Genomic DNA, 19,921 nt, shown 5'->3' on the forward strand with positions numbered 1-19,921 from the left:
ACAGTCATGGCTGGAAAGAGGCGTGCCGACGTCGGCCGCAGGCGGTTCATCCGACTGGCAGGCGGCGGCGCGGCGGGGGTCGCGGTGGCCGGGGGCGGCACCTTCACCGCCATGGCAACGGGACTGTTCGACGAGCCCCAGACCGACCTCTTCGCGCGTATGCCGAGGTCGCTGGCGCTGAGCCTGCCCCAGACCCCGGCCGAGGGCATGCCGCTGCCTCCTCTCCCGGACCCCCTCGAGGGCGGTACGGCCACCATCAACCCGACCCGGCGCATTCCGTACGCGGACCGCCGGCCGGACACCCGGGCCGTCGAGAAGGACGTACCGACCTCCCTGCCGTTCACGTTCAACCGTGACGGCTTCAAGATCGTGGAGGATCTGCCGGAGGCCCTGCGGCCGTGGCGCAACCGGCCGACCCTGTGGGCGAACCTCTCCCCTTCCACGGGCGAGTACCACCTGAACTCCCAGGGTGTGTACATGAAGTACCCGAAGAAGGCGTCCGGTGGGTACAGCTCCGTCGGGTACGACCACCCCGTGGGCCAGATCCAGTTCGGGCTCGGCTGCATTGCCAGCTACCGCAACGAGAGCGACCCCACCCGCAAGGCACTCTTCCTCAAGCGCGCAAAGGCCCAGGCCGACCGACTGATCGAGAAGCGGGTCGAGACCCGGGGCGCCTGGTACTTCCCGTACCCGTGGGACTACTCGCACGAGGTGCACAGTGGTGTCTCCTACAAGGCACCCTGGTACTCCGGCATGGCCCAGGGCGAGGCGATCAGCCTCTTCGCCCAGCTCGCGCAGCTCGACGGGATCACCGACAAGGAACGCACCCTTTACAAGGGCGCGGCGGACGGCGCCTTCGCCTCGCTGCTGCGCGCCGACAACGCCTACCCCTGGGTCGTGGCCAAGGACCGTGCGGGCTACGTGTGGATTCACGAGTACCCGTTCAAGACGCCGGGCACGGGCGACTTCACCTACAACGGCATGATCTTCGCCATGTTCGGCATCTGGGACTACTTCCAGCTGACCGGCAGCGAGCTGGCGCAGGAGCTGTACGACGGCTGCTGCACCACGATCGCGCGATACTTCTCCCTGCTGCGCAATCCCCGGTGGTTCTCCTACTACTGCCAGGCCCACCGCATCCCGGCGAGCACGTACCACCACCACCACATCACTCTGTGGCAGCAGCTGCACTGGCACACCAACAGCAAGCGGTTCGCCAACCAGCTGGACCAGCTGGTGGACGACTTCCCGAGCCCCGGGGTGCAGGCGGGCGCGACGATCGCGATCGCCAAGGGCAGCCACACCCTCTACAAGCTGGACACGAAGGTGGTGGAGGTCACCCAGAACGGCAAGAAGGTGAAGGTCGACACCGGCGACTGGTACGAGAACGAGAAGACCGGCGCCGGCAAGGACAAGATCCTCAGCCGGAAGAGCGTCACCTTCAGCAGGGCCACCCAGGCGCCCGTCGACAAGCGGCGCCGCATACAGGGCGCGGGCATCTGGTACCGGATCAGCGCGGGCGCGTACAAGGGCCTGTGGATCGGCGAGTCGTGGCCGAACGTCTTCCTGCGCGGTGAGCACCTCGCGTTCACGTACCGGGTCCAGCGCACCCTCACCTTCCGCGCCAACACCGACATCACGGTGTTCAAGTTCGGCCCGGACGGGGTCGCGGGCACCATGAAGACGACGCGGTACACGACGGAGCGGACCGCGACCTTCGACCGGCGGTCCGTGGTCAACGGCCGGCCGATGTGCCGGATCTCCGCGGGTGAGTTCGCCGGCCAGTGGGTTCCCGCGAACCAGGTGATCGCCGACGGCGTCTGATCGCGCAGTCGCACATGGACGGAGTCATACGGGGCGCCCGCCCCCGGCCTGCCGGCGAGGACGGCCGGGGGCGGGCGCCCCGTATGCTCGCCGGTAGGCCAGACACCGGAAGCAAGGCGGAGAAGTGAACTACAGGGTCCAGCCCAGCGCCCAGGTCGACGAGAGCGCCGAGATCGGCGCCGGCAGCAGCGTGTGGGATCTCGCCCAGATCCGCGACGGCGCGCACCTCGGCGAGGGATGCGTGGTCGGGCGCGGCGCCTACGTCGGCTCGGGCGTGCGCATGGGCGACAACTGCAAGCTTCAGAACTACGCGCTGGTCTACGAGCCCGCCGAGCTCGGTGACGGGGTCTTCATCGGCCCCGCCGTGGTGCTCACCAACGACCACAACCCCCGCTCGGTGGACCCCGAGGGCAAGCAGAAGCGCGGCGGCGACTGGGAGGCCGTGGGCGTGAAGATCGCCGACGGTGCCTCGATCGGCGCGCGTTCGGTGTGTGTGGCCCCGATCAGCATCGGCCGCTGGGCCATGGTCGCGGCGGGCGCCGTCGTCACCAAGGACGTGCCCGACTTCGCTCTGGTCGTCGGGGTGCCGGCGCGCCAGGTGGGCTGGGTCGGCCGGGCCGGTGTGCGGCTGGCCGAGCGGGAGGGCGAGCCGGGGGTGTGGGAGTGCCCGCAGACCGGCTCCCTGTTCGATGAGAAGGACGGCGTCCTGACGGAGCGCGCCACCGTCTGACCCGGGTGCCGCGTCCGCCGGCACGCGTAGGCCCGCCGGCCCGGGGCGGACGCGGTGGCGGCACCGCTCACACTCGACAACCCGCCGATCACACCCGGTCATCAAGGGCATAGGGTCATGGCGCGTTTTCGGTCGAAGTACGCGCGCGATTCACGCAATCGTTATGCGGCTGCCGGACATCACGATCCGCGGCCCGGCGTCGTCCAGCCGGTGCCCTGACCATGGCACAACGCCCGGCCCAAGGCGCCGGAAAGCCTCCGGGGCCCTGCCGGGCCCGGCAGGGCGCCGCCGTGGATTGCCTACCATGGCGACCAGTGTGAGACCGTGACACGCCCTCCCTTGCCCTGGACCAAGAAGAAGAGTGCTCAGTGAAAGTCATCAGCATCGTCGGAGCCCGTCCTCAATTGGTGAAGCTCGCCCCCATCGCGGCGGCGTTCGCGGGGACCGAGCACGAGCACTTCATCGTGCACACCGGACAGCACTACGACGCCGACCTCTCCGACGTCTTCTTCGACGGTCTCGGCATCCCCGACCCTGATGTGCACCTCGGTGTGGGCTCGGGCAGCCACGGCGTGCAGACCGGCTCGGTGCTCTCCGCGCTCGACCCGGTCCTGGAGCGCGAGAAGCCGGACTGGGTCCTCGTCTACGGCGACACCAACTCCACCATCGCCGGTGCGCTCTCCGCCGTGAAGATGCACCTTCCGGTGGCGCACCTGGAGGCGGGCCTGCGCTCCTTCAACCGCCGGATGCCCGAGGAGCACAACCGCGTGCTCACGGACCACTGCGCCGACCTGCTGCTCGCCCCCACCGAGGAGGCCATGCGCCACCTCGCGAGCGAGGGCCTCGCGGACCGCGCGCAGCTCGCCGGCGATGTCATGGTCGACATCTGCCTGAAGATCCGCGACGGCGTACGGGCCGGACAGCACCCCGCACCCGTGCTCCCGGAGGGCATCGACCCGTCGCAGCCGTTCCTGCTGGCGACCCTGCACCGCCCGGACAACACCGACGACCCGGAGCGGCTGACCGCCATCCTCGAGTCGATGGCGAAGCTGCCCGTGCCGGTGGCCCTGCTGGCCCACCCCCGCCTGGTGGCGAGGGCAGAGGCGCACGGCATCGACCTGGCGCAGGGCAATGTGCACGTCGGCCGCCCGCTGCCGTACGCCGGCCTGGTCGCCGCCGTACTGGCCTCCACCGGCGTGATCACGGACTCCGGCGGCCTCCAGAAGGAGGCGTTCCTGCTGGAGCGCATCTGCACCACGGTCCGTCCCGAGACCGAGTGGGTGGAAACCGTCGAGACCGGCTGGAACGTCCTTGTTCCCGAGCCCCACCTCCTCTCGTCGGAGGAGTGGGCCGCAACGGTGACCCGCGCCGTACCCACCGGTGACCCCGGTACCCCGTACGGCGACGGCCGTGCCGCGCACAACGTCGTCCGGATCATGGAAGAGTGGAAGGGAGGCAGCCAGCACGCATGACGGGCACGTGGCCCACCTCACCATGCTCCAGGGGAGTCTCCCCGGGGAGTGTGGCGAGAGTGACCCGAATCCGTACATGTCACCGTGCTAGCGTCACCGGTTATGTCAGCGTCTCCCAGGTCCGGGCTGCCCACGGAAGGCAAGCGGCCCCATGTGATCTACCTCGCCATCGGTTTCCCTCCGGCCGCCAAGAGCTCGGCGTACCGCATGCGCGAGACCGCGAACCAGTTCATCAACGTGGGCTGGGACGTCACCGTCGTCACCGTCGCCCAGGAGTCCTGGGAACGGGACTCCGGAATCGACCTCACCCTGCTGGAGCAGGTCGACCCCCGGGTCAACATCGTCGAGCTGCCGCTCGCCCGTGAAGACCTGGAGACGGACATCCGCCTCTACGACGAGGCCCGCGCGCTCAATCCCAACGGCTGGGTCGCCAAGCTCCGCCGCCGCCAGATGAAGCCGTTCCCCGAGCCGAACTTCGGCGAGTGGCGTACCGACCTGGAGCAGGCCGTCCTGCGGATCCACCAGGAGCACCCGGCGGATCTGCTGCTGGCGAGCTGCGTCCCGTACGTGAACCTCGCCGCGGCCTGGAAGCTGTGGCAGGACAAGCAGGTGCCGTACGCGGTCGACTTCCGCGACGGCTGGTCCATCGACGTCATCGAGGGCGTCGAGGCCTTCGGCCCCGACTCCGAAGAGGGTCGCTGGGAGCGCAGGATCCTCGACCACGCGGTCTCGCTGTGGGTCGTGAACGACCCGATCGCCGAGCACTACCGCAAGCGCTACCCCGACTTCGCCGACCGTGTGCACGTCGTGCGCAACGGCTACGACGCCGACAGCTCCCCGGGCCGCGCCCACGCGCCGGACCTGGAGTCCGGGCTGGTCTTCGGGTACCTCGGGACGGTCAACTTCACCCCCCAGCACCTGGAAACGGTGCTGAACGCCTGGCGGGCGGCCCGGGAGCAGGAACCGCTGCTCGCCAACGCGCGCTTCGAGGTGCGCGGCCACATCGGCAACGGCGCGGGCCGCGAGTCCAACCGGCACACCGAGATCCTCAAGCAGGCCGAGGCCGACGGCGTCCACTTCGGCGGCCCCGCCGCCAAGGCCGAGGTCGCGTCGATCTACGCCCGCTGGGACGCCATGGTGCTGATCCTCATCGGCGGCCGCTACGTCACCTCCGGCAAGGTGTACGAGTACATGGCCACCGGCCTGCCGATCGTCTCGGCGCATGTCGTCGAGCACGACGCGTCGAACGTGCTGCAGGGGCACCCGCTGTGGACGGGCGCCGTCGGCATCGACGAGGCCGGTCTCACCGAGTCGTTCGTCAGGGCCGCCCACATGGCGGTGGAGACCAGCGACGAGGTGCACGCCGAGGCGATGGCGCACGCCGACCAGTTCACCCGCGAGGCGCTGATGACCGTTGCCGTGAAGAACCTCGTCACGCAGTTCACGGCCGAGCGCGCCGTGGACCCGGCGGAGCCGGCCGATGCGCTCACGCCCGGAGAGATGGCACCGGGCACCGGGGACGAGGAACCCCTCGCCGAGAAGTCGATCGTCGCCGGAGGACCGACCCCGTGACCGAAGTCCTGTTCATCGCCGCTGCCAAGCCGCAGTTCGGCGTACTCGCCGACTCGGTGCGCAAGTTCAACGCCCAGGGCGCCCGCGTCCACATGGCGGGCACGTTCCATCTGGAGTCCTGCGCCGAGGAGATCGGCACGCTCGAGGTGGCCGGGCTGCACCAGCTGCCGCGCACCGTGGCGCACCGCAGCCAGGCGCTGCGGCGCAAGGCCCGCACCTCACCACTCGGCATGCGGGTGTGGATGCAGTCCAAGGGCGACGCGTGGCTGCGCGCCCAGGCCCGCAAGGCGGATGTCCTGGTCGCCCTCGACCCGGGCGCCGTGTACACCGTGTGGCGCCTCGCCCAGTACAACCGCAGCGCCGAGGCCATGTTCGGCCTCGCGCCCGCCCTGAAGGCCGTCGAGGGCCTCCAGGCACAGGGAGGCAGCGTCACCCGCCGTTCGGCGCTGCCGCCCCTGGACGCCGTCGCCCGCGATGTGCGCCGCTCCGTGGACGGGCTGCCCGCCGCGGTGATGCGCACCGCCACGGCGCGCCCGGTGATGCGCTCCAGCGTGGGTGCCCGGCTGTGGCGCACGGCCGTCACCGCGCCCGGTGTGCCGACCAGGGTGCGGGCGGCGACCTCTCGTTATGTCGCCGAGGGCATGCAGTGGGCGGGCCGTACCAGCGGCGCGGCCATAGCACTCGTCGCTGCGGCGTCCAAGATCCCGGACCTCGGGCTCAGGGCGCAGCTCATGGACGAGGCCGTGATGAAGGAGATCACCAAGGGCATCAGCCCGCGTGATCTCGGCAAGGCGGTGGCGGCCCAGCTCGCCCACGCGGACGAGCAGTTCGCGGCGGGCAAGACGGCGAAGGCCGCTTCGGCTCTGGACCGTGCGCTGTTCCTGGACTTCCACCGGGTGCTGCACATCGACCAGCTGACCTCGCCGCTGGCGAAGGACGCCGAAGGCTTCGTCAAGCCGCTGTACCGCTCCAAGGCGATGCAGGCGCTGAGCCGTCCCCAGGGCCGCAAGGTCCCGGCGGCGCCCGCGCCCAAGGACCGTCCACTGCGGCTCCTGGTGACCACGAGCGCCAACGACAACTTCCTCCACCACATCCTGGAGCACTTCGGGGACCACCCCGACGTGGAGCTGCGCTACCTCGACCTGGCCGCTTCGAAGCATCTGAAGCGGATCTCCTGGGCGGGCCGGCGCATGCTGGAGGACCGTCTCGCGGGCGGCACCAGCGACTACCAGGAAGAGGTGGAGCGCCTGATGCGCCCGTACCTCGACTGGGCGGACACGGTCTTCGTGGACTGGTCGGTGGGTCCCGCCGGAATGCTCACCACCATCGACCCGGGTGACACCCGGATCGTGGTGCGGCTGCACAGCTACGAGGCGTTCACGCGCTGGCCGCACATGACGGACTTCTCGCGGATCGACGACCTCGTGTTCGTCGCCCCGCACGTCAAGGACCTGGCGGCCTCCCTCGTCCCGCAGCTGCGCGGCGAGTCGGCGCCCCGCTTCCACGTCCTCGACAACGCCATGGACCTGTCGGGCTTCGCCCGTCCGAAGCCGGCCGAGGCCCGCTTCAACCTGGGTCTGGTCGGGATAAGCCAGGTCGCCAAGGACCCCAAGTGGGCCGTGGAGGTCCTGGAGCGGGTGCGCAAGCACGACGAGCGCTACCGGCTGATCCTGGTCGGTGGTGACATGGACCCGAAGACCAGCCGTGCGACCCGCGAGTACCGCCGCGAGTTCGAGCAGGAGCTGGCTCCGCTGGAGGAGTCCGGCGCCGTGGTCCGGCTGGGGCCGACGGACGATGTTCCGTCGAAGCTCGCGGAGATCGGCACCATCATCAGCTCCTCGGTGCGCGAGGGCTGCCATGTCGGCCTGATGGAGGGCGCGGCGAGTGGCGCGGTGCCGGTCGCCCGCGACTGGCCCTTCTACGCCGGCAAGCCGAACAGCGCCCGGACCCTCTACCCGGAGGGCTGGGTGGTCGGCTCCCCCGAGGAGGCGGCGAAGCGCATCCTCGAGAGCACGGCCACCGAGGACGCCTGGCGCGAAGCGGGCAAGCTGGCGGCCGAGCACGCACTGTCGGTGTGGGACTGGCCCGTGGTGCGCAAGCACTTCGAGGAGCTGTTCCTCGACGAGCGGTAAACGGTTGACCGTAGGCAGGGCAGAGGGCCCCGGGACATGTCCCGGGGCCCTCTGCCCTGCCTGTACCTCTACGGGTGGCGCAGCTGCCAGCCGGCCCAGGCCGACTCGACCATCTCCCGCACCTCGTGGCGCGCGGTCCAGCCGAGTTCCTCGCGGATGCGGTCGGCGGAGGCCACCACGCGGGCCGGGTCGCCGGGGCGGCGGGGCGTGACCTCGGGCTTGACGTCGGTGTGGCCGGTGACGTCCTTGATGATCGCGACCATGTCCGCGACGGACACACCCTCACCGCGGCCGATGTTGAGGATCAGACGGGCCTCGGGGTCGGCGGCGAGCCGGCGGGCCGCCGCGACATGCGCGGACGCGATGTCCTCGACGTGGATGTAGTCGCGGATGCAGGTGCCGTCGGGCGTCGGGTAGTCGTCGCCGAAGATCCTGGGCGACTCGTCGGCCGTGAGCCGCTCGAAGACCATGGGGACCAGGTTGAACACACCGTCGTCGCCCAGCTCGGGCGTGGCCGCCCCCGCGACGTTGAAGTAGCGCAGTGACGCGGTGGCCATCGGGTGGACCTTGCCGACCGCGGTGACCAGCCACTCCCCGGCGAGCTTGGTCTCGCCGTACGGGTTGATGGGCGCGCACGGGGTTCGCTCGGTGACGAGGTCGACGTCCGGCATGCCGTACACCGCGGCGGACGAGGAGAACAGGAAGCGGCTCACCCCGGCGGCCACGGCCGCGTCCAGCAGGACTCGCAGGCCCTCCACGTTCTCACGGTAGTAGTACAGCGGCTTCTCGACGGACTCGGCCACCTGCTTCTTGCCCGCGATGTGCACGATCCCGGTGATGTGGTGCTCGTGCAGGACTCGGTCCACGGTGTTCCGGTCGAGGACCGTGCCGACCTCCAGCGGGACGCCGTCCGGGAGCCGCTCGGGGCGTCCCGTGCTCAGGTCGTCGAGCACGACGACACGCTCGCCGCCCTCGGCCATCGCCTTCACCACGTGCGAGCCGATGAATCCGGCGCCGCCAGTAACCAACCAGGTCATGGGAAACCCTTCTGCACCTTCTGCAAGCGGGCCCTGCCCCGCGGTCACACGGGACAGGGCCACGGTCGTTCCGTACGGGGGTCCGTCCGTCAGCCGCCGATGACGACGCGGCGGACGCCCTCCCAGCGGGCCGGGTCCGTGGTGCGGCGGCCGTCGACCAGGACGGTGACGTCCGGCAGGTCGGAGGCGGCCAGCTCGCGGTACTCGGCGTGGTCGGCCTGGAGGATCGCGGCGGTGACCTTCTCGCCCTGGTGCGGCGTGAGGCCGTGCGCGACGAGCTCGTCGGCGGTGTACATCGGGTCGGAGACGAACGGCACCGCACCGCGCGCCTTCAGGGCCTCGACGGTCCCGAAGACACCGGAGAAGGCGGTCTCCTTGACGCCGCCGCGGTAGGCGGCGCCCAGCACCAGCACGTTGACGTCCTTCAGGTCGCCGTAGGCGGCGGCCAGCAGGTCGACGGCGTACTCGGGCATGGCGGCGTTGGCCTCGCGGGCGGCGCGCACCACGGTCGCCTCCGGGTCGTTCCACAGGTACATCCGCGGGTAGATCGGGATGCAGTGGCCGCCGACGGCGATACCGGGCTGGTGGATGTGGCTGTAGGGCTGCGAGTTGCAGGCCTCGATGACCTTCTTGACGTCGATGTCGTTCTTGTCGGCGAACCGGGCGAACTGGTTGGCCAGACCGATGTTGACGTCGCGGTAGGTGGTCTCGGCGAGCTTCGCCAGCTCGGAGGCCTCGGCGGTGCCCAGGTCCCACACACCGTTCGGCTGCGGCAGGTCGGCACGCTCGTCGAAGTCGAGCACCTGCTCGTAGAACTCCACACCGTGCTTCGCGGAGGCCTCGTCGATGCCGCCGACGAGCTTCGGGTAGCGGCGCAGGTCGGCGAAGACCCGGCCGGTGAGCACCCGCTCCGGCGAGAACACCAGGTGGAAGTCCTTGCCCGCGGTCAGGCCCGAGCCCTGCTCCAGCATCGGGGCCCAGCGGGTGCGGGTGGTGCCGACCGGCAGCGTGGTCTCGTACGAGACGAGGGTGCCGGGCTTGAGGCCCTTGGCGATGGCCTGCGTGGCGGAGTCCATCCAGCCGAAGTCGGGGGTGCCCTCGGCGTCCACGAACAGCGGGACGACCACCACGACGGCATCGGACCCGGCGACGGCCGCGGCGGTGTCGGTGGTGGCGGAAAGCAGCCCGGCGTCGACGACCTGCTTCAGCTTGACGTCCAGGTCGTGCTCACCGGGGAAGGGCTCGGTGCCGGCGTTGACCAGCTCGACGACCTTCTCGTTGACGTCGGCGCCGATGACCTTGTGGCCCTTGGCGGCGAACTGCACGGCGAGCGGAAGCCCGATCTTGCCGAGCGCGACTACACAGATATTCATCGGGTCAGTTTCCTCTTCACACGGGACATCAAGTGGCGCAGCCGGCTGCCCTCGCGAGGCGACAGGGACTCCCAGAGCGGGGCCGTGGTGATCACCAGTCGGCCCTTGTCGTTCGCGTTGGCCGCGATGCGGTACGGGATCTTCTCGCGCCAGCGGCGGGCCAGGGGCAGCGGCAGGCCCAGGGTCTTCACCGGGACCTCGTACGTCGAGCCTGCCACGTCCAGGTAGGCGCGCACGCCGAGCTTGGCCCTGGCGGGCTTGACCGGGATCCGGGCGGTGAGCACCGTGCCCGTGCCGTCCTCGGTCGTGCTGCGGCTCAGCTCCCCCGCCGGAGCGGGGAGTTCGGTGCCGGCGGGCAGTCTGCGGGCGCCCGGTTTGTCGGCGCTCTTCGGCATGGCCTTGTTGGCGAGGCGGATGACGGCATGGTCCGTCTCACCCGTGACGGGGACCCGGACCGACAGCGCCAGCGCCAGCTCCTGGCCCTCCTGCTCCCACTGGGCGGACACCAGTCCGGTGCCGTCTGCGAGCTGCTTGGGCACGGACTCGCCGATGACCTCGAAGAGCCGGTCAGGCAGCCCGAGGGCGGGATCGCGGAAGCCGGGGTAGCGCAGATACGCCCGCCCGTGCTCCAGCAGCATCGGCGGAGCCCCCGCCGCGGCCTCGTCGCCGATGGCGCGGATCAGCTCGGTGACCGCGCCACGCTGGGCCAGCGCGATCCGCACCCGCCGCTTGACGTCCATCGAGTCGCGCAGCGCCTCGGTGAAGTACTCGTCGGCGAGAGCGGCGATCCCGGCGCAGACCTGCACCTGGGTCTCGCGGTCCAGGGCCGGGAAGTCGTCCTGGACCAGCTTGGCGAGCTCCCAGGTGAAGTGGCGCTTGAACACCGCGTCACGCTGCGGACCGGCCTCGATCAGACCCGCCGTGAACTTCATGATCTCGGCGGTGCAGCGCAGCCGCGCGAGATGGTTGGCGCGGTAGGTGATGTTGCTCGCGTCACCGCGCTTCACCGCGTAGTAGTACGTGTAGTCGGCGAGGACCGAGATCTTCCTCGCCCGTACGCACGCCTCGATGGTGAACGGTTGGTCGCTGCCGACCGGCAGGTCCTCGGGGAAGCGCAGCTTGTGCTTCTCCACCAGCTCGCGCCGGAACAACTTGGTGTTGGCCAGCGTGAACGGCAGCGCCGAGTCGTACAGGCTGATGTCCGGGTCGCTCTTCTTGTAGAGCACCTGATGGACATAGCGGCCGTTGGTGCCGACCATCTTGCCGACCACGACATCGGAGCCGTGTTCGTCGGCGCAGGCCACCATCCGCTCGAGCGCTTCCTCGCCGAGGTAGTCGTCGGAGCCGACGAAGTAGACGTAACGTCCGGTGGCCACGTCCAGGGCCCGGTTGCTGGGCGCGGCCGGGCCGCCGGAGTTGGCCTGGTGGATCACCTTCACGGTGCCGGGATAGCGCTCGGCGAAGCGGTCGAGCTCCGGGCCGCTGTCGTCGGTCGAGCCGTCGTCGACGGCCACGACCTCCAGCCGGTCCACCCCGATGCTCTGCCTCACCAGTGAGTTCAGGCACTCGGTGAGGTACGGCATGGTGTTGTAGACCGCGACGACGACGGTGACGTCGGGGGTGGTCAACTGGCCACGTCCTCCGGGGTCAGCTTCACCGTGGTGCCGGTGTTGGCGGAGTCGATGACGGCAGCGGCGACCTCGACGGTCCGCAGGCCCTGGCGCAGGGTGCAGATGTCGTGGGACTTGCCGAGCATGGCGTCCCGGAACAGCTCGTGCTCCACCAGCAGCGGCTCGCGCTTCGGGATGGCGTACCGGATCATGTCGCCCTCGGAGACACCGCGGAAGGCCTGGAGGGCCTCCCACTCGGTGGTGACGGCCGCGTTCGAGTAGAACGTCAGGTCGGCGGTGAGGGTGTCGGCGATGAAGCAGCCGCGCTCGCCGGTGACTGAGGTGAAGCGCTCCTTGAGCGGGCTCAGCCAGTTGACGAGGTGGCTGACCATCGTGCCGTCGGAGAGCTTGCCGACGGCGGAGACCATGTCCTCGTGCTGGCGGCCGGACTTGGAGACCGTGTGCGCCGCGATCGAGAGGTACTGCTGGCCGGTGACCCAGGCCGTCAGGTCGATGTCGTGGGTGGCGAGGTCCTTGACCACGCCGACGTCGGCGATGCGGTGCGGGAAGGGGCCCTGGCGGCGGGTGACGACCTGGTAGACGTCGCCGAGCTCGCCGGACTCCAGCCGGGCGCGCAGCGAGCGCAGCGCCGGGTTGCAGCGCTCGATGTGGCCGACTCCGGCCACCAGGCCGCGCGACTCGAAGGCCTCGACCAGGCGGCGGGCGCCCGCGACGGTGTCGGCGACCGGCTTCTCGACCAGCGCGCCGACCCCGGCCTCGGCCAGCTTCAGGCCGACTTCCTCGTGCAGCGCGGTCGGGCAGGCGACCACGGCGTAGTCGATACCGAGCGCGATCAGCTCCTCGACGGTGGACAGCACGGGGGCGCCCTGCGCCCAGCCGTTCTTGTCCCCCATCGGGTCCACGACGGCGACCAGCTCGACGCCGTCGAGACCGGCCAGCACACGGGCGTGGTGGCGCCCCATGGAGCCCAGGCCGATCAGCCCGGCCCGCAGTCCAGCAGCAGTCACAGGTTCTCTCCCAGCGCGTTCACGGCGGTGACGATGCGCTCAAGGTCGTTCTCGGTCAGCGAGGGGTGCACGGGCAGCGAGACGACCTCGGCCGCCGCGCGCTCGGTCTCGGGCAGGTCCCAGGTGCGGCCGGCCTTCTGGTCCGGCTCCCAGTACGGCTTCAGCCGGTGAATGGGGGTCGGGTAGTAGACCGCGTTGCCGACGCCGGCCTCGGTGAGCTTCGCCATGGCGGCGTCGCGGTCACCGCGGATCCGGACCGTGTACTGGTGGTAGATGTGACGCGCACCTTCGGCGACGACCGGGGTGACCACGTTCGGCGCGGTGATGTGCGCGGAGAGGTACGCGGCGTTCGCGATGCGCTGCTCGGTCCAGCCCGGCAGCTTGGCGAGCTGGACCCGGCCGATGGCGGCGTTGACGTCGGTCATCCGCATGTTGGCGCCGACGATCTCGTTGGCGTAGCGCTGCTCCATGCCCTGGTTGCGCAGCAGCCGCAGGGTGCGGGCGACCTCGGCGTCGGCCGTGGAGATCATGCCGCCCTCGAGGCTGTGCATGTTCTTGGTGGGATAGAAGCTGAACGTGCCACCGGCGCCGAAGGCACCGACGGGGGTGCCGTGCAGGGCCGCGGCGTGCGCCTGGCAGGCGTCCTCCACCACGGCCAGCTTGTGCTTGTCGGCGATGGCCATGATCTGGTCCATCGCGGCCGGGTGGCCGTAGAGGTGCACCGGCATGATCGCGGCGGTGCGGGGGGTGATGGCGGCCTCGACCGCGGCCGGGTCGATGCAGTACGTGTCCGGGTCGATATCCGCGAAGACGGCGTCGGCGCCGACCAGGCGGACGGCGTTGGCGGAGGCGGCGAACGAGAACGAGGGAACGATCACCTCGTCACCCGGGCCGATGTCCAAAGCCATCAGAAGGAGGTGGAGTGCTGAGGTACCGGAGTTGACGGCCACGCAGTGGCGCCCCTGTACCTGCTCCGAGAAGCCCTCCTCGAACGCGGCCACTTCCGGGCCCTGTACGACCCTGCCGCTGCGCAGCACGCGTACGGCGGCCTCGATCTCCTCTTCACCGATGACCGGGCGGGCAGCGGGGATGGGCTGCTCGTTGCTGCTCGGCATTGGACGTCCTCCTTGAACACCGCGAGAGCTCTATGTGGCAGAGGTCCGGGGCCTGCGGGGCGTTCTGTGGGCCACGCGAACCCCCCGGCATGATGCCGACGCCCTACCGAGGAATGCTGGGAACCGGTCAGTCCGTGTAACCGGGCCGGCCACCGACCGTAATCTTCGGGATTGTGTGGGCGGGGCCCCGACACGGCAGCAACCGCCGTCACATTATCAGGGATTTCCTAGTCAATTTCGGGCCCGTTAACAGCGCAAGGCATCGATTGCGCTACGAAGACCGCGCCCCGTCCTCCGATCGTGGAGGACGGGACGCGACCGTTCAGCCGACGGTCATCGGCTGTTCAGCTTTCGACCGCTGGCGGCGCCGAGACCGTCACCGAGGGCGACGACTGCTGCTCCGCGGCTGCGGTCTTCTTCGACGCCGCCTTGGTGGCCTTCTTGGCGGTCGTCTTCTTAGCCACGGTCTTCTTGGCCGCCGTCTTCTTGGTGGCGGCCTTCTTCGCCGTGGCCTTCTTGGCGGTCTTGCGGGCCGCGGTCTTCTTGGCCGGGGCACCGTCCGTGGTCTCGTCCGCCGCGCCGGCGTCCGAGTCCGCGGTGACCTCCGGGGCGGCGGCCTCGGCCTGCGCCCCCGTCGCCACCACGAGGACGGCCGTGTCATCGGCGCCCGACGGCGAACCGGCGGGAGCGCTGACCTTGCGCGTCACCCGGCGACGCGCCCGCGGCGGGGCCGCGACCGGAGCCTCGGCACCAGCGGCAGCGGCCACCGGCTCGGACGTCTCGGCGACCGGCTCGGCGACCGCGGGAGCCGCCACGGGCGCCACGATCTCCGCCGGGGCCTCCTCCGCGGCCTTCGGCGCACCGGCCGGGGCCGAGACCTTGCGGGTGGCCCGGCGACGGGTGCGGCCCGTCGGCGCCGCGGTCTCCTGCTCGGCAGGCTCCGGCGCGACGTCGGCCTGGGGCTGCTCTGTCTGCACAGGCTCGGCCTGCGCCGACTCGGCCTGCGCGAGCTCGGTCTGCACCGGCTCGGTCTGCTTCGGCGCGCCGGCCGGGGCGGAGGACTTGCGGGTGGCCCGGCGGCGGCGACTGCCCCGCTTGGCCGCGGCCTCGGCCTCGGCAGCGCTCGAGTACAGCTCCTCGTCCAGCGTGAACTCGGGCTCGGGCAGCGCGACCGGCGCTGCGGCCTCCGCCGCAACCTCGGCCACTGACTCCTCCACCGGAGCTGCCTCGTGCACGTGCTCGTGCTCCTGCTCGGCGCCGCCGCGGCCGCGCTTCTTGCCGCGCTTGCCGCCGCCACCCGTGGTGGCCGGCTGCTCCATGTGCACGATCACACCGCGGCCGTTGCAGTGGACACAGGTCTCCGAGAACGACTCCAGCAGCCCCTGGCCGACCCGCTTGCGGGTCATCTGGACCAGACCCAGCGAGGTGACCTCGGCGACCTGGTGCTTCGTACGGTCCCGGCCCAGGCACTCCAGCAGCCGCCGCAGCACCAGGTCCCGGTTGGACTCAAGCACCATGTCGATGAAGTCGATGACGACGATGCCGCCCAGGTCGCGCAGCCGCAGCTGGCGCACGATCTCCTCGGCCGCCTCCAGGTTGTTCCTGGTGACGGTCTCCTCGAGGTTGCCGCCCTGGCCGGTGAACTTGCCGGTGTTGACGTCGACCACGATCATGGCCTCGGTCTTGTCGATCACCAGCGAACCGCCGGACGGCAGCCAGACCTTGCGGTCCAGCGCCTTCATCAGCTGCTCGTCGATCCGGTAGGTCGCGAAGACATCCACCTCGGAGGTCCAGCGGTTCAGCCGTTCCGCCAGATCGGGCGCGACGTGCGAGACATAGCCGTGGATGGTCTCCCAGGCCTCGTCACCGCTGACGATGACCTTCGAGAAGTCCTCGTTGAAGATGTCGCGCACCACCCGGACGGTCATGTCCGGCTCGCCGTAGAGAAGGGTCGGGGCGTTTCCGCTCTTCGCCTTCTTCTGGATCTCCTCCCACTGAGCCTGGAGCCGCTCGACATCACGACGCAGCTCGTCCTCGCTGGCGCCCTCCGCGGCGGTGCGCACGATGACGCCCGCGTCCTCGGGGACGATCTTCTTGAGGATGGTCTTCAGCCGGGCGCGCTCGGTGTCGGGCAGCTTGCGGCTGATGCCGGTCATCGAGCCCTCGGGCACATACACGAGGTAGCGGCCGGGCAGCGAGACCTGGCTGGTCAACCGGGCGCCCTTGTGGCCGATCGGGTCCTTGGTCACCTGGACCAACACCGACTGGCCGGACTTCAGCGCGGACTCGATCCGGCGCGGGCCGTTGGCCATGCCCAGCGCCTCGAAGTTGACCTCGCCGGCGTACAGCACGGCGTTGCGGCCCTTGCCGATGTCGACGAAGGCGGCCTCCATCGACGGCAGGACGTTCTGCACCTTGCCGAGGTACACGTTGCCGACGTAGGAGGTCGACTGCTCCTTGTTCACGTAGTGCTCCACGAGCACGTTGTCCTCGAGGACGCCGATCTGGGTGCGGTCGCCGTTCTGCCGGACCACCATCACCCGCTCGACGGCCTCACGGCGCGCCAGGAACTCCGCCTCGGTGATGATCGGCACCCGGCGGCGGCCCTGCTCGCGGCCCTCACGGCGGCGCTGCTTCTTCGCCTCGAGGCGGGTCGAGCCCTTGATGGACTGCACCTCGTCCGACGGCTCCGCCTTGGGGCGGGGCTCCCGGATCTTGACGACCGTACGGTCGGGGTCGTCGGCACCGGGCTCGCCCTCGCCCTCGGGGGACTCACCGCTGCGGCGACGGCGACGACGACGGCGACGGCTGCCGCTGGTGCCCGCGGCGGACGGCGTGCCGCCCTCGGCGTCCTCGTCCTCGTCTGCGTCCTCAGCCTCGGCGTCCTCGGCGTCCTCCGCCTCATCGGCGGACTCGTGCTCATCGGAATCGGAGGCCTCGCCGCGGCGACGGCGACGGCCACCACGGCGACGGCGGCGCGTGGGCCGGTCCTCGAACTCGTCGGACTCTTCCGACTCCGCCTCGGCGGACGCCTCGGACTCCTCGCCGGACTCCTCCGCGGCCTCGGGCTCAGCGGCCGCCGCGGGCTCGGCGGTCTCAGCGCGGCGACGGCGGCGGCGGCGCGAAGGCGTCTCCGCGACCGGGGCGGGCTGCTCGACGGCCTCCTCGGACTCTTCTGCCGTCTCGTCCGAGTCCACCGCCTCGGCGGCGGCAGCGGCGGCGGCCGTCTCCGGGGTCTGGAACATCGGCTCCGCGAACACGGGAGCCTGGAACACCGCGACAGCGGGACGGGCGGCGCGGCGGGTCCGCTCCGGCCGCTCGGTCTGGTCCTCGCGCTCTTCGCGCTTCGCACGCACCGGCTCCGCGGTGAACTGCGGAGCGGTGGCGCGGCGCCGGGTTCGAGCGGGCGCGGCCTCAGGGACCTCAGCGGGCTCGGTGGGCGCGGCGGAGTCAGCGGACTCGGCCTCCCGCTCGGCCTGCGGAGTACCGGCAGGTGCCGCTGCACGGCGCGTGGCGCGGCGGCGACGGCCGGCTGGAGCCTGCTCGGCCTCGGTGGTCTCGACCTCGGCCGGAGCGGCCTCGGTGGTCTCGGCGGCCTCAGCAGCCGCCTCGGGCGTGGACACCTTACGGCTCGCCCGGCGACGGGTACGGCCGCGCGGGGCCTCCTCTTCGGCCTGCTGCTCCGCCTGCTGGGTCTGCTCGGCCACCGGCTCGGCCTCCGGTGCCCCGGCGGGGGAGGTGGCCCGACGGCGCTTGCGCGGTGCGGGCGCCTCAGCTGCGGCGGAAATGTCCTCGGCGGCGGGCGCCGGGGCTGCGGCAGGCTCGGCAGCGGCCACAGCCTCAGCCGCGGCAGGCGAACCCGCAGGGGCCGTCGCCTTGCGCGCAGCGCGACGACGAGTACGCGGCGCGGGCGCATCGGCGGCGGTACCGCCCTCCTCGGCGGATGGCGCCGGGGCTGCGGCGGCCTCCGCGGCAGCCACAGCCTCAGCCGCGGCAGGCGAACCCGCAGGGGCCGTCGCCTTGCGCGTGGCCCGGCGGCGGGTACGCGGCGCGGGCGCATCGGCGGCCGAAGTGTCCTCGGTGGCCGAAGCCGGTATGGCGGCGGCGACGGATGCCGTCACGTCGGTGACTGTCTCCACGGGGGTGGCACCCGCGGGCGAGCCCGCGGGGCGCGAGGCAGCGCGGCGGCGACGCGGCGGCAGCGTGTCGCTCGGCGTGTTTCCGTTGTCTTCAGTGTTGTCCCCGGTCATACCGGGGTCGTTCGTCTCGAGCATGCGGGCGGTTCTCCCGTCAGGCTCCCGGGCGCTGCGTCGTGGTCCGGTCCGGTGGCCCTTCCGCGGTGGGCCGCGATGACCGCCGTCCGGGGCGCAAGCGCCGCACGGGAGCTGTGTGTTCGGCTCGCCGGTTCCGTACGCGATGTACGCACGGCCTGGCGAAAGTCTCCTGGTCTGAGCGCTGCCCGACCCTGGTGGCTCCCGAGTACAAGGGCGGCGCTTCGACGGCTGCCCCTACACGGGACCGGTACCCTCCGCCTCTCCCGGCATGGCCGGGAGATTCCGACGCGGCCGGTCAGGCGACCCCTGAGCGATCGGCTGGGGCGGCCATGACTGCCTCGCGGTCGGGCGCGAGCGGGTCGGTCACTGTGCCGGACTCCTCGTCGAAGAGCCCCTGCGCCAGCCTGGTCACCGCAGCGGGGACCGGCGGCGCCAGGTCGGCCACAGCTCGGAGACCGGACAGGACGTCGTCGGGTCGTACGGCAGGTGTCACGTGCCGAACAACCAGCCGCAGTATCGCACAGGGCCGCTCTCCGGGCCTATCAGGCTGTGGATACGTCGCCTCCAGAGCGGCCACGGCGCCCCTGGAGTCGAAGCTGCGCATACCGTTCTTGGTCTTGCGCTGGACCTGCACGGTCTCGGCCGCGAGGAACGCGTTCACGGCGTGCTCCGCGTCCTGCGGGGCCACGCCGTCGAGCCGCAGCTCCCAGACCGACGCGGTGAGCCGGTCAGCGAGCCCCGAGATCCGCGCCTCCACGGCGTCCGTGATGTCGAGCCCGTCCGGCAGCGACTCGTCGAGCAGCGCCCGGAGCCTCTCGGGGTCCCGGGCCTCGGTGAGCGCGATCTCCAGATACTCGGCCTCGGAGCCCGTGCCCGTGGGTGCCGCGTTGGCGTAGGAGACCTTCGGGTGCGGGGTGAAGCCCGCCGAGTACGCCATCGGCACCTCGGCACGGCGCAGCGCACGCTCGAACGCGCGCTGGAAGTCACGGTGGCTGGTGAACCGGAGGCGGCCGCGCTTGGTGTAGCGCAGTCGGATGCGCTGCACCGCGGGTGCGGGCGGCGGGCCTTCGGGCTGTCGCTTGCCCAGTGGTTCTTCTCCTCGGTGCGGGGCGGGCGCGGTGAAACGCCGCCCTCTGGTCTGCGTGTGTCCCCTTGCGGCCCTCTCCCGGCTCACCCCCGCTGGTGGGGGGAGACCTCGGGTCCAGGGGTCGGGGTACCTTCCAGGTTACGCGCTGGCGCCGGCACCGGTTCTCCGCCCCGCACCTCCGGTGGCCCGCCGACCAGGGCGTACCACGCCGCACGGCGCGCCTCCCGCACGGTCTGACGTGCTGATACGAGCGCGCCGCGTACGGCCCGTCCGGCCGCGATCCCGGCCCGCCTGGCGGGGCCCCACACCCGGTCGCGTACGACGTGCCCGACCGGGGTGCACACCTCGCGGTAGAACCAGGCCACCGGGCGCCCGAGCAGATTCCAGGCGAGCCACTTCAGTGCCCGTCCCACGGCCCGCGAGACATATCCGGCGATCCGCCAGGCGACCCTGAGCGCGTCGGCCGTCTCCCGCCCGAGTACGGCGAGGAAGCGCCCGACGGGGTTGAGTATCCAGCGGTGGACGAAGACGACGGGGAGGATGACCAACGCGCGGACGAGCCAGACCACGGCGGACCACAGCCCGAGCGCGGCGGGGACGACGGCCCGGGCGTACAGCCAGGTCAGCCCATGCCCGAGCGGAGTGAGCACCCACCGGTACAACGCGG

12 protein-coding genes and 1 pseudogene are annotated in these 19,921 nt (G+C 71.1%); 5 read left to right on the forward strand and 8 right to left on the reverse strand.

The annotated features are described in order from the left end of the window. The first annotated feature begins 6 nt into the window (after positions 1–6). The 5 genes from ABZ532_RS04610 (at position 7) to ABZ532_RS04630 (ending at position 7,730) form a co-directional block, all read left to right on the forward strand. On the forward strand, positions 7–1,824 hold the full coding sequence (locus ABZ532_RS04610; protein WP_361279569.1) for a D-glucuronyl C5-epimerase family protein: 1,818 nt from the start codon (positions 7–9) through the stop codon (positions 1,822–1,824). A gap of 124 nt (positions 1,825–1,948) precedes the next feature. Next, positions 1,949–2,554, forward strand: a complete 606-nt coding sequence (locus ABZ532_RS04615) for an acyltransferase (protein WP_361279570.1) — start codon at positions 1,949–1,951, stop codon at positions 2,552–2,554. Positions 2,555–2,922: 368 nt separating this feature from the next. Further along, positions 2,923–4,026 carry a UDP-N-acetylglucosamine 2-epimerase (non-hydrolyzing) gene (gene wecB, locus ABZ532_RS04620; RefSeq protein ID WP_361279571.1) on the forward strand — a complete coding sequence of 368 codons (1,104 nt, stop codon included), beginning with the start codon at positions 2,923–2,925 and terminating at the stop codon, positions 4,024–4,026. Between the two features lie 153 nt (positions 4,027–4,179). After that, on the forward strand, positions 4,180–5,598 hold the full coding sequence (locus ABZ532_RS04625; RefSeq protein WP_361279759.1) for a glycosyltransferase: 1,419 nt from the start codon (positions 4,180–4,182) through the stop codon (positions 5,596–5,598). After that, positions 5,595–7,730, forward strand: coding sequence for a glycosyltransferase family 1 protein (locus ABZ532_RS04630; RefSeq protein ID WP_361279572.1), 2,136 nt, complete (start codon positions 5,595–5,597; stop codon positions 7,728–7,730). Before ABZ532_RS04625 ends, ABZ532_RS04630 begins: the two co-directional genes overlap by 4 nt. 68 nt (positions 7,731–7,798) lie before the next feature. Here the strand turns inward: ABZ532_RS04630 and galE are convergent, their stop codons facing one another. The 8 genes and pseudogenes from galE to ABZ532_RS04670 all read right to left on the reverse strand — a co-directional run. Beyond that, positions 7,799–8,767 carry a UDP-glucose 4-epimerase GalE gene (gene galE / locus ABZ532_RS04635; protein WP_361279573.1) on the reverse strand — a complete coding sequence of 323 codons (969 nt, stop codon included), beginning with the start codon at positions 8,765–8,767 and terminating at the stop codon, positions 7,799–7,801. An 89-nt stretch (positions 8,768–8,856) separates the two neighbouring features. Next, a complete protein-coding gene (locus tag ABZ532_RS04640; protein WP_361279574.1) occupies positions 8,857–10,140 on the reverse strand; it encodes a nucleotide sugar dehydrogenase in 1,284 nt (427 codons plus the stop codon). Beyond that, positions 10,137–11,768 (reverse strand): glycosyltransferase, encoded by a 1,632-nt coding sequence (locus ABZ532_RS04645; protein ID WP_361279575.1) that lies wholly within the window; start codon positions 11,766–11,768, stop codon positions 10,137–10,139. Before ABZ532_RS04645 ends, ABZ532_RS04640 begins: the two co-directional genes overlap by 4 nt. After that, positions 11,765–12,778 carry a Gfo/Idh/MocA family oxidoreductase gene (locus ABZ532_RS04650; RefSeq protein WP_361279576.1) on the reverse strand — a complete coding sequence of 338 codons (1,014 nt, stop codon included), beginning with the start codon at positions 12,776–12,778 and terminating at the stop codon, positions 11,765–11,767. Before ABZ532_RS04650 ends, ABZ532_RS04645 begins: the two co-directional genes overlap by 4 nt. Further along, on the reverse strand, positions 12,775–13,893 hold the full coding sequence (locus ABZ532_RS04655) for a DegT/DnrJ/EryC1/StrS family aminotransferase (RefSeq protein ID WP_361279577.1): 1,119 nt from the start codon (positions 13,891–13,893) through the stop codon (positions 12,775–12,777). Before ABZ532_RS04655 ends, ABZ532_RS04650 begins: the two co-directional genes overlap by 4 nt. Before the next feature lie 344 nt (positions 13,894–14,237). Beyond that, positions 14,238–18,167, reverse strand: coding sequence for an Rne/Rng family ribonuclease (locus ABZ532_RS04660; RefSeq protein ID WP_361279578.1), 3,930 nt, complete (start codon positions 18,165–18,167; stop codon positions 14,238–14,240). Between the two features lie 295 nt (positions 18,168–18,462). After that, on the reverse strand, positions 18,463–19,212 hold the full coding sequence (locus ABZ532_RS04665; protein WP_361279579.1) for a TIGR03936 family radical SAM-associated protein: 750 nt from the start codon (positions 19,210–19,212) through the stop codon (positions 18,463–18,465). 125 nt (positions 19,213–19,337) lie between these two features. Then, positions 19,338–19,921 (reverse strand): annotated as a pseudogene (locus ABZ532_RS04670) (hypothetical protein); the annotation flags it as partial.

The organism is Streptomyces sp. NPDC019396, from assembly GCF_040632375.1.
In the GTDB taxonomy this organism is placed as follows: Bacteria; Actinomycetota; Actinomycetes; order Streptomycetales; family Streptomycetaceae; genus Streptomyces.

Bases quoted from the DNA above. Each gene is read 5' to 3' on its own strand.
- ABZ532_RS04610 (WP_361279569.1), top strand. From the start codon at position 7: ATGGCTGGAAAGAGGCGTGCCGACGTCGGCCGCAGGCGGTTCATCCGA.
- galE (WP_361279573.1), bottom strand. From the start codon at position 8,767: ATGACCTGGTTGGTTACTGGCGGCGCCGGATTCATCGGCTCGCACGTG.
- ABZ532_RS04640 (WP_361279574.1), bottom strand. From the start codon at position 10,140: ATGAATATCTGTGTAGTCGCGCTCGGCAAGATCGGGCTTCCGCTCGCC.
- ABZ532_RS04655 (WP_361279577.1), bottom strand. From the start codon at position 13,893: ATGCCGAGCAGCAACGAGCAGCCCATCCCCGCTGCCCGCCCGGTCATC.
- ABZ532_RS04660 (WP_361279578.1), bottom strand. From the start codon at position 18,167: ATGCTCGAGACGAACGACCCCGGTATGACCGGGGACAACACTGAAGAC.